Source organism: Novosphingobium sp. BL-52-GroH (genome assembly GCF_044813085.1).
In the GTDB taxonomy this organism is placed as follows: Bacteria; Pseudomonadota; Alphaproteobacteria; order Sphingomonadales; family Sphingomonadaceae; genus Novosphingobium.
In genome coordinates, this window is record NZ_CP171152.1 from 2,456,288 (window position 1) to 2,471,329 (window position 15,042).

General features: G+C 67.9%; 14 protein-coding genes. 7 read left to right on the forward strand and 7 right to left on the reverse strand.

The window, feature by feature from the left end; genetic code table 11:
- Positions 1-138 precede the first annotated feature (138 nt).
- Together ACFFDA_RS24525 and ACFFDA_RS24530 are read right to left on the reverse strand one after the other, a co-directional pair.
- Positions 139-1,206, reverse strand: coding sequence for a L,D-transpeptidase (locus tag ACFFDA_RS24525; protein WP_404479874.1), 1,068 nt, complete (start codon positions 1,204-1,206; stop codon positions 139-141).
- Positions 1,207-1,412: 206 nt separating this feature from the next.
- A complete protein-coding gene (locus ACFFDA_RS24530; protein ID WP_404479875.1) occupies positions 1,413-1,883 on the reverse strand; it encodes a peptidylprolyl isomerase in 471 nt (156 codons plus the stop codon).
- 315 nt (positions 1,884-2,198) lie between these two features.
- On the opposite strand from ACFFDA_RS24530, the gene mgtE reads away from it, so the two are divergent.
- The 3 genes from mgtE to ACFFDA_RS24545 all read left to right on the forward strand — a co-directional run bounded on the left by mgtE (position 2,199) and on the right by ACFFDA_RS24545 (position 4,901).
- Positions 2,199-3,632 carry a magnesium transporter gene (gene mgtE / locus ACFFDA_RS24535; RefSeq protein ID WP_404479876.1) on the forward strand — a complete coding sequence of 478 codons (1,434 nt, stop codon included), beginning with the start codon at positions 2,199-2,201 and terminating at the stop codon, positions 3,630-3,632.
- A 205-nt stretch (positions 3,633-3,837) separates the two neighbouring features.
- The gene (locus tag ACFFDA_RS24540) at positions 3,838-4,239 is read left to right on the forward strand and encodes a DUF1489 family protein (RefSeq protein ID WP_404482869.1); all 402 of its coding nucleotides are present in this window, start codon (positions 3,838-3,840) and stop codon (positions 4,237-4,239) included.
- Between the two features lie 89 nt (positions 4,240-4,328).
- Positions 4,329-4,901: an energy transducer TonB gene (locus ACFFDA_RS24545; RefSeq protein WP_404479877.1), complete on the forward strand. Its 573-nt coding sequence runs from the start codon at positions 4,329-4,331 to the stop codon at positions 4,899-4,901.
- A gap of 219 nt (positions 4,902-5,120) precedes the next feature.
- Here ACFFDA_RS24545 and ACFFDA_RS24550 read toward each other — a convergent pair whose 3' ends face one another.
- The 4 genes from ACFFDA_RS24550 to ACFFDA_RS24565 form a co-directional block, all read right to left on the reverse strand.
- Entirely contained in the window at positions 5,121-5,324 is a 204-nt protein-coding gene (locus tag ACFFDA_RS24550) for a hypothetical protein (RefSeq protein ID WP_404479878.1), read from the reverse strand.
- Positions 5,324-5,662 (reverse strand): DUF4169 family protein, encoded by a 339-nt coding sequence (locus tag ACFFDA_RS24555; RefSeq protein WP_404479879.1) that lies wholly within the window; start codon positions 5,660-5,662, stop codon positions 5,324-5,326. The genes ACFFDA_RS24550 and ACFFDA_RS24555 overlap by 1 nt, the downstream gene beginning before the upstream one ends.
- Positions 5,663-5,721: 59 nt before the next feature.
- Positions 5,722-6,822, reverse strand: a complete 1,101-nt coding sequence (locus ACFFDA_RS24560; RefSeq protein WP_404479880.1) for an acyltransferase family protein — start codon at positions 6,820-6,822, stop codon at positions 5,722-5,724.
- 147 nt (positions 6,823-6,969) lie between these two features.
- A complete protein-coding gene (locus ACFFDA_RS24565; RefSeq protein WP_404479881.1) occupies positions 6,970-8,457 on the reverse strand; it encodes a helicase HerA domain-containing protein in 1,488 nt (495 codons plus the stop codon).
- A 211-nt stretch (positions 8,458-8,668) separates the two neighbouring features.
- Between ACFFDA_RS24565 and adh the strand changes: the two genes are divergently transcribed.
- The 4 genes from adh (at position 8,669) to ACFFDA_RS24585 (ending at position 14,540) form a co-directional block, all read left to right on the forward strand.
- Complete coding sequence (gene adh, locus ACFFDA_RS24570; protein WP_404479882.1) at positions 8,669-10,189, forward strand: aldehyde dehydrogenase; 1,521 nt, start codon at positions 8,669-8,671, stop codon at positions 10,187-10,189.
- A gap of 328 nt (positions 10,190-10,517) precedes the next feature.
- The gene (locus ACFFDA_RS24575; RefSeq protein ID WP_404479883.1) at positions 10,518-10,955 is read left to right on the forward strand and encodes a DUF779 domain-containing protein; all 438 of its coding nucleotides are present in this window, start codon (positions 10,518-10,520) and stop codon (positions 10,953-10,955) included.
- Positions 10,956-11,043: 88 nt separating this feature from the next.
- Positions 11,044-12,258 (forward strand): FIST N-terminal domain-containing protein, encoded by a 1,215-nt coding sequence (locus ACFFDA_RS24580; RefSeq protein ID WP_404479884.1) that lies wholly within the window; start codon positions 11,044-11,046, stop codon positions 12,256-12,258.
- Between the two features lie 101 nt (positions 12,259-12,359).
- On the forward strand, positions 12,360-14,540 hold the full coding sequence (locus ACFFDA_RS24585) for a PAS-domain containing protein (protein WP_404482870.1): 2,181 nt from the start codon (positions 12,360-12,362) through the stop codon (positions 14,538-14,540).
- Between the two features lie 16 nt (positions 14,541-14,556).
- Here the strand turns inward: ACFFDA_RS24585 and ACFFDA_RS24590 are convergent, their stop codons facing one another.
- Positions 14,557-14,988: an acyl-CoA thioesterase gene (locus tag ACFFDA_RS24590; protein ID WP_404479885.1), complete on the reverse strand. Its 432-nt coding sequence runs from the start codon at positions 14,986-14,988 to the stop codon at positions 14,557-14,559.
- Positions 14,989-15,042: the final 54 nt, after the last annotated feature.

The window sequence follows — 15,042 nt, forward strand, 5'->3', positions numbered from 1 at the left end:
TCCTTGAACCTTTACGCTGGTACAGGGCCTAGGTTCGGCGCGCGCGCACGGCAAGGCGCGGGCGTTCGATCCGTCCCGCCCGGGACTCGCCCCATCCTTTTGGGGCCATCCGTGCGGCTCCGCTACTTGCCCCTCGCGTCAGGCCTCGAACACCACCTCGGTCCCGGCATGGACCATCTGCGCGAGGCGCGCGGCGTCCCAGTTGGTCAGGCGCACGCAGCCGTGGCTTTCGGTGCGGCCGATCGCCTGCGGCTCGGGCGTGCCGTGGATGCCGTAGTGGTCCTTGGACAAGTCGATCCACACCACGCCGACCGGGCCGTTCGGTCCGGGAGCGAGGCGCTTGGCCTTGTCGCCGGGCGCGGCATCCCAGAACAAATCGGGGTTGTACTGGTAGTCCGGATTGCGCGATTCGCCCTTGATCTTCCACCGGCCCAGCGGGAGCGGGTCATGCGCGCTGCCCGTCGTCACCGGGAACTGGGCGACCAGCTTGTCCTGCTTGTCGTAGACGCGCAGCGTGCCCTGGGACTTGTCGACGACGATCCGTTCGGCCTCGGGCTGCGCGGCCGCCACGCCCAGGCGCTGGAGGGTGTCCGCCCAGCCGCGCTCGTCGCCCTCGATCATGGCGAGGGGGACGTTGGCGATCGCCGGCACCCGCACGGTGCGCCAGGCGCCCAGTGCGGTGCTCGGCCCGTTCAGCGCGACCAGCGTGGCCGGCGTCGTGTGGAACCGCTCCGCCAGCGCCTCGGTCATCGAGCGATAGCCCAGAAGCCCGAAGCGGGCCTGCTCGGAGGTTTTCGTGGGCAGGTCGCGGACGAACGGGCCGCGCGCGAAAGCCGTGGGGATCACGACGAGACGCGTGGCCGCTGTGCCGTTCCCCTGGAACAGCGCCTGCTGCGTCGCCGGATCGAGTTGCCCGGTCGCAGGCAGCCCACGCGCTTCCTGGAACGCTCCGAGCGCCAGCTTGTAGGATTGCCCGTCCTTGCCGTCGATCACCCCGGGCGAGAAGCCGAGCCGGTCGAGCGTCACTTGCGCCTGCATGACCAGGCTGTCGGCGGATTCTGTTTCCCCCCCGCCCGGCGCATCGGCAAAGGCCAGGGTCTCGCCGCCGGCCGCCTTGGAAGCTGCGGGCGAAGGCTGGTCGTCGCGCGAACCACAGGCCGCAGTGAGGAGAAGCGCGGGAAGGCAAAGGGGAAGGAAGCGTTTCAATAGGCACCCGTCGTTTATGTTCTGTTGCCCTATCAACGCCCCGGCGCACGTAAGGCTCCGGCTGACGGGTGACAGCCTCGCCGCTCCGGACTTCCCGGGAAGGATGGCTGCCCTGTCCCGACTGCCCGCACCGACGGAACCGGCACCCGCCCAACGAAAAAGGGCGGCCCTTTCGGACCGCCCTCCAGCATCCATCGGAGAACCGTTCAGCCTTCGCTGATGGTCGCCTTGACGATCTTGCCGGGCTCGCGCGGCGGCTCGCCCTTGGGGAGCGCGTCGACGAATTCCATGCCTTCGACGACCTGGCCCCAGACGGTGTACTGCTTGTCGAGGAAGGTGGCGTTGTCGAACACGATGAAGAACTGGCTGTTGGCCGAGTGCGGGTAGCTGGTGCGCGCCATCGAAGCGACGCCGCGGACGTGCGGCTCGGCGCTGAACTCGGCCTGCAGGTCCGGCTTCTTGGAACCGCCCATGCCGGTGCCGTCGGGGCAGCCGCCCTGCGCCATGAAGCCGGGGATCACGCGGTGGAACTTCACGCCGTCGTAGAAGCCCTCGTTGGTCAGCTCCTTGATGCGCTCGACGTGGCCGGGGGCCAGGTCCGAACGCAGCTTGATCTTGACGTCGCCGCCTTCGCCGTTGCCGGTGTCGAGCGTGAGAGTGAGAAATTCGTCAGCCATTGTGCCTGTCTCCTTCTGCCGGTGCCCCAGGTCGTTGGCGCGCCGGTCGGCTTGGCGCCCGATATAGAGCGCGGCGCGGCAATGTCACGCCGCAGGTGCACGGCCATCGTCACCGCAGGTGCACGGCCATCGTCGTCCCGGGCTCGACCCGGGACCGTCGGCCGCCCTTGAGGCGATCGCTTGCGTCAGGGCGCCTTGCCGCGGGGTCGCTGCGTCAAGAGTTCCCCACGGTCCCGGACCGAGCCCTGGACGACGATGAAGAAACCGTCTTCCAGCCCTGTTGCAATTGCGAAATAGCCGCGTAGACCGGCGCTCATGAGCGAAGCGGACCTCAAGGACGAACTGCCCGGCGAGGCGGAAGAGACGGCAACCGTCGAGGTGCCCGAATCCGAATCGCTCGACGAGGACAACCGCCTCAAGCCCGAGTTCGTGCGCAACGTGAAGGAGGCCCTCGACGACGAGGACTCCGACCGCGTCTACGACCTCGTCGAACCGTTGCACCCCGCCGACATCGCCGACCTTTTCGAGCTGGTCGACGAGCGCGAGCGCCTGACGCTGGCCCGCTCGATCCGCGACCTGATGGGTTCGGAAGTCATCGCGGAGATGAACGACTGGGTCCGCGAGACCCTGATGGAGGCGCTGCCCGCCGACGTCGTCGCCGACATCGCCGGGGACCTCGATACCGACGACGCCGTCGCCATGCTCGAGGACCTCGACGAGGCCGACCAGCAGGCGGTCCTCGCCGAGATGGAGCCGGAAGACCGCGCCGCCATCGAGACGGCGCTGGCCTTCCCCGAGGAATCCGCCGGCCGCATGATGAGCCGCGACCATGTCGCGGTGCCCGATACGATGACCGTGGGCGACCTCATCGACTATTTGCGCGAACATCCCGACCTGCCGACCGAGTTCTGGGAAGTGTTCTGCGTCGACCCGATGCATCGCCCGGTTGGAACCTGCGCGCTCTCGTGGATCCTGCGCTGCCCGCGCAACATCCCGCTCTACGACGTCATGGCACGCGACCAGACGCTGATCCCGGCCGAAATGGACCAGGAGGAAGTCGCGCTGCGCTTCCAGAAGTACGCGCTGATCTCGGCGGCGGTGGTCGATACCTCGGGCCGGCTGATCGGCCAGATCACCGTCGACGACATCGTCCACATCATTTCCGAGGAAGCGGGCGAGGACGCCCTGCTGCTCTCGGGCGCCGGCGATGGCGACATCAACGAGCCGATCCTGCTCACCGTGCGCGCCCGCCTGACGTGGCTGGTGGTGAACCTGGGCACGGCGATGATCGCCTCCTCGGTGGTCGGGCTGTTCCAGGGCGCCATCGCCCGCTTCGCGTTGCTGGCGGTGCTGATGCCGATCGTCTCGGGCATGGGCGGCAACGCCGGCACCCAGACCCTGGCGGTGGTGGTGCGCGCGATCGCCACCAACCAGTTGACCGATTCGAACACGGTGCGGATGATCTGGCGCGAATTCCGCATCGCCCTGGCCAACGGGACGGCGCTGGGCGCGCTGATCGGCGTCGGCACGGCGCTGCTGTTCCAGAACCCGCTGCTGGGCGCGGTGATCGCCTCGGCCATGGTCATCAACAACCTCGTCGCAGGGCTGGCGGGCATCCTCGTGCCGGTGACGCTGGAGCGGTTCAACGTCGATCCGGCGGTGTCCTCGGCCGTGTTCGTGACCACGGCGACGGATACCATGGGCTTCTTCACGTTCCTCGGCCTCGCGGTGCTGACCGGCCTGGCCTGAACTGAACGTCGTCCCGGACTTGATCCGGGACCATAAGCTACTGTTGAGGCAACAGCTTGCGATGGGCGACTGCGACGTGGCGGCCGGGCGCAAGGTCGGAGGGCCCTTGTCCCGGGGGCACGGCTCGGGCCCGGGGCGACGACGGCGCCGCATTCGCCGGGATGACGATCTTTCCTATCGCCGCCGGCATGCCTATCTTGGCGCCATGCCGCTGCACATGACCAAGATCGCCTTCTCCGCGACAAGCGTTGCCTCCTTGCGCGAATGGCTCGAAAGCCACGCGGGCGGGGAGGCGCTGATGACCACGCGCTACCTGCCCACCCGGCACGCGGAGATGATCGGTGGCTCGCTCTACTGGATCTTCGAGCACGCGCTGATCGGCCGCTCGACGATACTGGGCTTCGAGCAGCGCGAATCGGACGGCCGCTGGCACATCCGCCTGGAACCGAAACTGATCCCCGTGGTGACCAAGCCCAAGCGCGCGCACCAGGGCTGGCGCTATCTCAAGGACGAGGACACCCCCCGCGACCTCGAAGAGGGCGAAAGCGCCGGCGACGCGATGCCGCCCCGGCTGGCGCGCGAACTGATGAAGTTGGGGCTGGTGTAGGCATCGCTTTTTCCCAGGATTTCGCCGAGGTGTCGACAAATTGAAATGTCGATGCGGTATCGTTTTCCACGCAAGGGTGGGAAGCGCTGATGATGATGGACATTCTCCTGATGGCCGCCGTGGCGAGCGCCACCGCGGCGGAACCGATCGGCGATCCGGGAACGTGGATCACTTCCGCCGACTATCCGAGCAGCGAGGTGCAGACCGGGTCTGCCGGTGCCACGGAAACGGTGCTGCTGATCGATGAAAAGGGCGAGGTGAAGGATTGCCGGGTGCGCCTGTCGAGTGGCTCGGCCACGCTCGACGCCACCGGCTGCGCGCTGCTCAAGGTGCGCGGAAAGTTCAGGCCCGCCCGCGACGGCACTGGCGCCAGGGTCGCCACTTACAAAGAACAGCGGATCGTGTGGCGCCGCTCGCCCGATGCCGACTTCAGGCTTCCCGGCGTGCCGTCGGTGGTGTCGGTCGCGGTCGACGTCGACGTCGATGGGGTGATCCAGGGTTGCACCCTCCTCGAAGGACCCCGCGCGAGCGGCCCCGCCTCCGACCCTTGCGTTCCCTACCCGCAGGGCCGCAAGGCCCGCCCCGCCACCGACGCCGACGGCAAGCCCATCGCCTATCGCTTGATCCAGACCATGAGCATGAAGTTCGAACCCCGGCCGTAAGAACGGGCATACCGACTTCGCCACCACTCGGTCGCCCTCGAGAATGCGGGACGACGCTCCTTCCCGACGTGAGCGCAGGCAGCGGGATTCCCGTCTTGGCAGGGATGACGGATGGTGTTGGCCCGGTGCCGCGGGGACTTCCTCCAGAGAAAGAGGAAGTCGGCTCGGACAAAAGCCCTGCTTGGTCGCGTTTTGGCAAGCATCGGAATTTGTCCAAGCCTAGCCTTCGAGCAAGTCCAGGTAGGCGACCACGTCGTTGTCGGTGGCGAGAAACAGGCCATCCTGCACGTCCTCGGCCTGCCGCGCGGCGATGGCCATGGCTTCGGACAGGGGGCCATAGAACAGGGTGTGCGCGGCCCCACCCTCGGTCCCGCCGTCGAGATGGTAGAGGCGCACGGTGGCTTCCTGGTAAGTGGAGCGCATCAGTTCCCACCGGTCCCGCAAGGGGGCCCAGCGCTTGTGAGACCGGCCTCGATGCTCCCGGAAGCGCTCGTGTCACCCTTGCGCGTCGCGTCGGCTTCCTGGCGAGCGCGGTCACCGTTCTCGGGAGGGGCGTCACCGTTCTCGCAAGCGGCATTGGCGCCGTCGCGCTCGCGGCGGGCTCCGTCCAAGACGCGGTCGATGCGGGCGACTTCGGCTGCCGTGACAAGGCGCTCGCCTTTGGTCCGGCCGTGTTTCGCGCGGTTTTGCTCCGCCTGTGCCTTGTCCGCCGTGCGCGCACGCGTCTTGCGGGCCATCCTCAAATTGATGATCTCTGCCATGCCTGCGTGATTACAGCGCTTCCGTGCCGCGGGGAAGCGGCCTCTCGCCGGAACGGGCATCAGGCATAGGACCGTCGCGGCTTGCGGGGTGGCAGCTTGCCGTTGAACAGCATCCTGAGCAGCGGCGAGGCACTGATGACCTGGTGGGTTACGATCGAAAGCACCGTAGCCACGAACACGATTTCGGCGAAGAGCAGGTAATGGTCGTCGGTGAACGGCACCAGGATGCGGAAGGCCGCGGTCACGTAGAACAAGTGGACCAGGTAGACCGTATAGGATGCCCGCGACAGCGACATTGCATAGCGGGGGATCCGCCTGATCGAACGGGCGTGGACGAAGACCGCGAGCGAGAAGCAGGTTCCGGCCACCGCGAAGGCAAGATGAAGGATCAGCTTGCTGGCGAAATGCGGGACGTTCGGCAGGTCCTGGGCGACGTACGTGTCCGCATCGTAGAGCAGAACGTAGACCAGCATGGCCAGTCCGGCGGTGACGAACAGCGGCGCGGCGCGCAGCCGGCCGAGGAAGTCGCACTGCGCGAGCAGGTGGCCGAGGGCATAGAACACCACCATCATGTAGGTACGCACGAATGGATGGAGGTTGGCGTAGGCGCCTTCCTTCATGCCGATCGGCGGGACCAGCATGTAGGTGGCCTGGGTCATCAGCGTGGCCATGAAGACGATCGCGATGAGCCCGGCGATCACCAGGCCGTGGGGCGCGCCGTCGATCGCCCGGGAGGCGCGGTCGATCGGCGCGCGCATCGCGGGCCCCTGCGCGACGACCGTAAGCAGGCTGAACCCGGCGAGGGTGACGAGGAACCAGAGGTGGCCGATCATCGTCACCGAGGCGAAGGGATTGCCGGTGTTGACCCAGTCGGTCAGCCGCTGAAAGGTGAGCCAGACCACCGCGAGCGGGATCAGCAGTTGTGCCATGCGCGAGCCCAGCCATTCCGACCGGCCGCGCTTGCCGATGGACCGGGCGGCCAGGAATCCCGCGATCACGAAGAACCCCTGCATCCGTGCCATGCGCGAGGTGGACTGGATGACGTTGAAGAGCATCGGATCGCCCGGCAGCGTCCGGATCAGGACCGAGGCGTGGACGAGTATCCCGTAGAACAGGAGGACGGCCCGCCAGGCGTCGAGTCCGACTAGTCTGTTTTCCAAGGTAACCCCCGCTTGTGGTCCTGCGGAAGGTAGCACCGGCCGGGCCCGGCCGGCGTTCTTAATGGTCCATTTTGCACGTTTCTGTGCAGGCGCCGCATGAGATCGGCGCATTGTCGTCTCCCGCAGCAGCCCGCGGCGACGGCGGCGTCAGGCGTCCATCGGGGCCGTGGTGACGCCGAGGTCGGGCAGGCCTACCGAGCGTTTGCCGGAGAAATCGGTGCGGACCACGATCAGCCCGTCCTTCTCCAGGTAGTCGAGCAGGCGCTGGACGCGACGGGGGCTGCTGGTGCCGTAGATGCGCGCGAGATCCATGTCGTCGGGGCAGGGCTTGCCGTCGATCGCGGCGCGGGCGATGACGTAGAACGTCGCCAGGGCGTCGTCGGGGACGTGCTTGGACAAGTTGATGAGGTCCACCCAGCGCTCGGCGTCGGGGTCCACGATCCCGGCCAGTGCGGCCGCGAAGCCGCGGCGGAACATCGTCGCGTCGAGGCCGCGGACCGAGATGCCCTTCATGCGGCAGCGGATCGAGAAGTCCTGGAACAGCGTGGTGGAGGACTGGAAGGTGCAATCGTCCTCCTGCGCCATCGCATTCATGATCTCGACCATTGCGGCGCGACTTTCCTCGCCGTCCGGTTCGGCGCGCTGGCGTTCGCGTTCCCGCTCGCGGGCCTGTGCGCTGCTCGGTTCGAGCACCTCGTTGGCGGCGATACGTTGCGCCAGCGTCTCGGCGTCCTCGGTCTTGGGCGCGGGGCGGTGGAATTCGGGGCGGTCGGGCTCGACGTGGAGGTTCTCGTGGAGCAGCTCGCGCAGTTCCTCGGTGGTCGCGGTGGGCAGCGGGGCGAGGCCGGGGGTGACGGACTTGGCGCCGGTGCGCACGGTGCCGACGTTCACCGACACCGGACGGCGCGCGATGGCCGGGCCGAGGCCGAGGAACTGGCCGCGCGCGAGGTCGCGGATCGCCTCGGCCTGGCGCCGCTCCATGCCGAGCAGGTCGGCGGCGCGGATCATGTCGATGTCGAGGAAGGTGCGGCCCATCAGGAAGTTGCTGGCCTCGGCCGCGACGTTCTTGGCGAGCTTGGCGAGGCGCTGGGTGGCGATGATCCCGGCGAGGCCGCGCTTGCGGCCGCGGCACATGAGGTTGGTCATCGCCGCCAGGCTGACGCGGCGGGCTTCCTCGGAGACTTCGCCGGCGGCGGCAGGGGCGAACATCTGTGCCTCGTCGACCACCACCAGCGCGGGATACCACTGCTCGCGCGGGGCATCGAACAGCGCGTTCAGGAACTGCGCGGCGCACTTCATCTGCTGGTCGATTTCCAGCTCGTCGAGCGCCAGGACCACCGAGGCGCGGTGCTGGCGGATGCGTGCGGCGAGCCGGGCGATCTCGGCCTCGCCATAGGCGGAACCGTCGATGACGACGTGGCCGAACTGCTCGGCGAGGCTGACGAAGTCGCCTTCGGGGTCGATCACCACCTGCTGGACGATGCTGGCGCTCTCTTCGAGGATCCGGCGCAGCAGGTGCGACTTTCCGGACCCGGAATTGCCCTGCACCAGCAGGCGGGTCGCTAGGAGTTCCTTGATGTCGATCTCGATCGGCTGGCCTTGCGGCGTCTGGCCGATCACGATGTTCGCGCTCACGGGCGTGCTCCTGCCAAACAGGGGAGGGCGGGCGCAAGGTGGGGGCGGAGTGTTATCCCCCTGTACGTGGTGCCCTCCGGCTCGTCATCCCGGACCTGATCCGGGACGGCGATCGAATCCGGGGCGACGGGGCTTCATCGTCCCAAGGTACAATTGGCTCCCCGCTCCCACAGGCCCACATTGGCCGGCGACAAATTCGGGAGTTACTGGGATGCTGGAACAGGCCTTGGGCAAATTCGCGGGCGAGGCGCTCATCCGCGACAGGTTCGACAACTTCATCGGCGGCGATTGGGTGGCCCCCGTCAAAGGGCAGTATTTCGACAATGTATCCCCGGTGACCGGCCAGGTGGTGTGCCAGGTGGCGCGCGGGACGGCCGAGGACATCGAACTGGCGCTCGACGCCGCACATGCCGCCAAGGACGCCTGGGGCAAGGCCTCGCCGGCCGAGCGCGCCAATACCCTGCTCAAGCTTGCCGACCGGCTGGAGGCCAACCTCGACAAGCTGGCGCTGGCGGAGACGATCGACAACGGCAAGCCGATCCGCGAGACGACAGCCGCCGACGTGCCGCTCGCCATCGACCACTTCCGCTACTTCGCCTCGTGCCTGCGTGCGCAGGAAGGCTCGATCGCAGAGATCGATCACGACACGATCGCCTATCACTTCCACGAGCCGCTGGGCGTGGTCGGCCAGATCATCCCGTGGAACTTCCCGATCCTGATGGCGGCGTGGAAGCTGGCTCCCGCCTTGGCCGCCGGCAACTGCGTGGTCCTCAAGCCCGCCGAGCAGACGCCGATGTCGATCCTGGTGCTGGCCGAACTGGTGGCCGACATCCTGCCGCCGGGCGTGCTCAACATCGTCAACGGCTTCGGCATCGAGGCGGGCAAGCCGCTGGCCACCAACAAGCGGATCGCCAAGATCGCCTTCACCGGCGAGACCACCACCGGCCGCCTCATCATGCAGTACGCGTCGGAAAACCTGATTCCCTGCACGCTGGAGCTGGGCGGCAAGAGTCCCAACATCTTCTTCGCCGACGTGATGGACCACGACGACGACTACCTCGACAAGGCGCTTGAAGGCTTCACCATGTTCGCGCTCAACCAGGGCGAGGTCTGCACTTGCCCGAGCCGCGCGCTGGTGCACGAATCGATCTACGATGCCTTCATGGAGAAGGCGATCGCGCGGGTGAAAGCGATCAAGCTGGGCAGCCCGCTCGACCCCGCGACGATGATCGGCGCGCAGGCGTCAAACGACCAGCTCGAGAAGATCCTCAGCTACATCCAGATCGGCCGCGACGAAGGCGCCAGGGTCCTCACCGGCGGCGAGCGCGTGGCGCAGCAAGGCGAGCTTTCGCAAGGCTACTACGTCCAGCCGACCGTGCTCGAAGGGCACAACAAGATGCGCGTGTTCCAGGAGGAGATCTTCGGGCCGGTCCTCGCCGTGACCAAGTTCTCGACCGACGAGGAAGCGCTCGAGATCGCCAACGACACGCTCTACGGCCTTGGGGCCGGCGTGTGGACCCGCGACGGGACCCGGGCCTACCGCATCGGTCGCGGCATCCAGGCCGGCCGCGTCTGGACCAACTGCTACCACGCCTATCCGGCCCACGCGGCGTTCGGCGGCTACAAGCAGTCGGGCATCGGTCGCGAGAACCACAAGATGATGCTCGATCACTACCAGCAGACCAAGAACCTGCTGGTGAGCTACAGCCCGAAGAAGCTCGGCTTCTTCTGATGATCCGAAGGCCAGTCCGGGTGGTTTCGCCGTCCAGCCGCCATCCTTGCCTTCACGCACCTCGTCACCCTGAACCCGGTTCAGGGTCCATCGTGCCGCGCGCGCGGCCGCTCCAGCGGGTCGACCGAGAGAGCGGCCGGCGGCACGACGTTCCGGAGGCAACCGAGGGATGGACCCTGAACCGGGTCCAGGGTGACGAATCTGGAGTTTCGACGGAGGTTTCCCGCCCCGTCCCACCGGCTCTCGACCCGGCGCCCCGCCACCATGACGGCGCCGGACACCTGAAAGCGGCGGATGGCCTTCGGGCCGTCCGCCGCCTTTTCGCGTCGTGAGCCCCGAGACCCTCCCGCCCCGCGTGCTCGCCACGCCGCTGGCGCAGGAGTGGATCGAGCGCCTGAAGGCCGCCCACGGCGATCTCATGTTCCACCAGTCCGGCGGCTGCTGCGACGGGTCCGCGCCGATGTGCTTCGTCGCAGGGGAGTTCCGCGTCGGCGGGCAGGACGTGCTGCTGGGCATGCTCGTGGGCGATACCCCGGTATGGATCGGCGCCGCGCAGTTCGCGTACTGGCGCCACACCCAGGTCACCATCGACGTGGTGCCCGGGCGCGGCTCGGGCATGAGCCTGGAAGCGCCCGAGGAGGTGCGCTTCATCGTGCGCTCGCGCATCTTCACCGATGCCGAGAACGACCGCCTCCAAGCGGCGGGCGAACCGCCTCGCGGCGACGATCCCGATGCGCTCTGCAAGGGAGTCGTCCGGCCCTGCTAGGTGCTTCTATTTGACGTGCGCGGGCTCTATGCTCCGCGCAGCCGCAGACCGCTTCATCCAAGAGGCGGCCGGCACGAGAGGAATGCGAATGAACGCGACGCTCCAGGACAGTGACCGGCCGCTGGTGGCCTGCGCTTCGCGCGCGGCCGATCCGCAAGAGGCCGTCGCTGAGCTGGTGGCGGCGATCGGCGACGTCGAACTGGCCGGAGCCCTGCTGTTCTGCTCGCACACCTATCCGCGAGAGGAACTGGCCTGCGCGCTCAAGGCGGCGCTGCCCGGCGGCCCGCTGATCGGCTGCACCAGTGCCGGCGAGCTGACCGACCGGGGCTACGACACCGACAGCCTGCAGCTCATCGGCTTCCCGGCCGACAGCTTCTCCATGGCCTCGCTGCGGTTCGACGATCTCGACAACTTCGACCCCGAGGCGGCTCAGGGCGCGATCCGCCAACTCGTCGCAGGCGCGCGGCTCGACCATGCCGCTGCAGGAGACCTGCACCAGGTCGCGCTGTTCTTCGTCGATGGGCTGTCCCACCGCGAGGAACTGCTGACGATGACCGCGCAGCACGCGCTGGGCGACGTCCAGTTGATCGGCGGGTCGAGCGGCGACGGGCTCTCCTTTCGCGAGACGGCGGTGCTGCACGAAGGGCGCTTCCACTCCGACGCGGCGGTGATCGCGGTGCTGACCAGCCGCCGGCCGATGCACGTCTTCTGCGCGAATCACTATCGCCCCGGCCCGGCCAAGATGGTCATCACCGAGGCCGACCCGGAAAGCCGCACCGTCTTCGAGATCAACGCCGCCCCCGCCGCCGAGGAATACCTGCGGCTGGCGAGCCCGCTGGCGCCGGCTCCGGGCGCAGGCTTGGACGAGGCGCTGGACGTGCATTTCTTCGCCGCGCATCCGCCGATGGTGCGCACCGGGGGACAGTACCATGTCCGCTCGATCCAGTCGGCGAACGCGGACGGCTCGCTGACATTCTACTGCGCGATCGACACGGGCGTCGTGCTCACCATCGGCGAGCCGGTCGACCGGCTGAGCTGGATGCGCGAACTGTTCCAGTCGGTGTCGCGCAAGGTCGGCGCGATCGACCGTATCATCGGGTTCGATTGCGTGCTCAACCGCCTCGACGCCGAGGACCGCCAGATCCTGCGCGAGGTCTCGGATATCTACGTCGAGAACAAGGTGCTGGGCTTCAGCACTTATGGCGAACAATTTTTGGCCGCGCACATGAACCAGACCTTTAGCGGCCTTGCGATCGGCCGTTCTGGAGAGCAGGTGGCGGCCGCTCCTCCGGACGGTCGCTGAGCGCCGGGGACATGGACATGGCGCAGGTCGGGACGGAAATGCGAGCAGGATCGTCGTCGGCCCTCCCTCCCGGCGACGATCCGGCCGCCGACGACCGGGCCATGCTGCAGCGCCGGATCGCCCGGTTGGAAAAGATCAACGCGGCACTGATCGACCGGGTCGAACGTTCGACCGACATGCAGGGCGGGGCGTTCTCGATGTTCGAGACGGCGATCTCGCTGGACGCCATGGTGCGCGATCGCACCGGGGCGCTGGAAGTGGCGCTGGAGCGGCTCAACACCGCCAATGCCGAACTGGCCGCGGCCCATGCCGACGCCACCGCGGCCAGGGTCATGCTGCGCGATGCCATCGAATCGCTGGCCGACGGCTTCGCGCTGTTCGATGGCGAGGACCGGCTGGTCCTGTGCAACCGCGCTTACCTTAAGATATTCCCCTATTTCGAAGCGATCAGCGAGGATGCGCCCGAGTTCGCCGAACTGGCGAGCCGGCTGGCGCAGGAGGGCGCAACGATCGGTTCCACCCTCGCTCCCGAACGCTGGCTCAAGGACCGCGTGGCGCAGCACCGCCGGGCGCAGGGGGCCCATGTCCAGGCGCTGGCCGACGGGCGCTGGATTCAGATCAACGAGCTGCGCACCAGCGACGGCGGCACCGTAGGCATCTATACCGACATCACCACGGTCAAGGCCGAGGACGCCCGCCAGCGGGCCCGCGAGCTGGCCGAACGCAACCTCGCGCTGCAGGCGACGCTCGACACGCTGTCGGAAGGCGTGTGCCTGTTCGATGCGCAGCGCCAGTTGCAGGCCTGGAACGAGGGCGTCCTGACCGTCCTCGGGCTGGGCGAGCACGACGAGGACCCGCGCCTCGACACGCCGATCGATTCGCATGAGGGCCTGGCGCGCTGGTGCATCGAGCAGCGCGGGCTCGACCGGGCCGAGGCGCTCGACTGGCGCGAGAGCGGCGGCCCGCGCGTCGCCACCAATTGCGTGATGGGAGAGCGCCACTTCACTGTGCGCTCGGTGCCGCTCAAGAACGGGGGCATGGTCTTCACCTTCGACGACGTGACCGACCACGTACAGTTCGAGCGCTCGCTGACCGAGACCGCCGAAACGCTGGAACGCCGCGTCGCCGAGCGCACCGCCGAACTGGTCGACCTCAACCGCCAGTTGGTCGAGGCCAAGAACGAGGCGGAGACCGCCAACCGATCAAAGACCAGCTTCATCGCCGCCGCCAGCCACGATCTGCTGCAACCGCTCAACGCCGCGCGGCTGTTCGTCTCGGCAATGGATGGCCACGCGATGCCCGAGCGCCCGCGCTCGCTGGTGGCGCAGACGGCAACCGCGCTCGATTCGGTCGAGGACCTGCTGGAAGCGCTGTTCGAGATTTCGCGGCTCGATGCCGGCGCGATCCAGCCCGAGTTCGCCGACCTTTCGCTGGCCTCGATCCTTTCGGCGCTGCGCGTCGAGTTCGCGCCGCTGGCGGTGGCGGGCGGGCTGGCCTTCACGGTGCCCGACACGCAGTTGTGGGTGCGCTCCGACGCGCGGCTGCTGCGCCGGGTGCTGCAGAACTTCGTGTCCAACGCGATCCGCTATACCGAGCAGGGCAGCGTCACCGTGGAGGTCTCGGCGCTGGGCGAGGAGGTCGTCGTCACCGTGCGCGACACGGGGCCAGGCATAGCCGCGCACGACCGCGACGAGATCTTCGAGGAGTTCCGCCGCGTCGGCAAGACACAGAAGATCCCCGGGAAGGGGCTGGGCCTCGCCATCGTGCGCCGGGTGACGACGATGCTGGGCCACCGGATCGACCTCGCCACCGCGCCGGGGCAGGGGGCGGCGTTCTCGATCCGCCTGCCGCGCGTGGCTGCGGTCGAAGTCCCCTCGCCTGCCGAGGCGGCCGTGGTGGGGCCGCGCGCGGGAACCGGCGGGCTGGTGCTGGTGATCGACAACGATCCCGGCATCCTCGCGGGCATGGAGGCGCTGCTGGAGAACTGGGGTCTCGACGTCGCCACCGCCAACGACCCTGCCGATGCCTCTGCGCTCGCCGCGCTGGCGCAAGGGCCGGCGTTGCTGATCGTGGACTACCATCTCGACGACGAGCTGACCGGCGACAAGGCCATCGCCGCGCTTCGGGCAAGGGCGGGACGGGAAGTCCCCGCGATGGTCATCACCGCCGATCGCGGTGCCGCGACCAAGGCACAGCTTGCCGGATTGTCTCTACCGCTGCTGAACAAGCCGGTGAAACCGGCGCAACTGCGCGCCCTCCTGCGTCAGATGGACGTACTGTAGCTGGGAAACGCCCCAATCACCCCAGCCGCGCCAGCACCTTGCGCCAGCTTTCGGGCAAGGCCACCGGGCGCCGACTGTCGCGCCCGACGTAGACGTGGGTGAAATGACCCTCCGCGGCCGGTTCGTCCGCGCCTTCGACGAAGAGGCCGAGGTGGTAGGTGACGCTGCTGCTGCCCAGCTTGGCGAGCGCCAGGCCCACTTCCAGCTTCTGCGGGAAATGCACCGAGGCGGCGTAGCGGCAGCCGGTCTCGACCACCAGGCCGATCGGGTCGCCGTTGGTGACGTCGAGCAGGCCCATTTCGATCAGCCAGGTGTTCACGGCGGTATCGAAGAAGGCGTAGTAGACCACGTTGTTGACGTGGCCGTAGACGTCGTTGTCGTGCCAGCGCGTGGTCATGGGGACGAAGGCGCGGTAGGCGTCGCGCGGGCGTAGCGGTTCTCGGCTCATGGCCGGGGTTGGTACACGGGCGGGGGTGCTGGCGGAAACGGTTTGTCCAGGAAG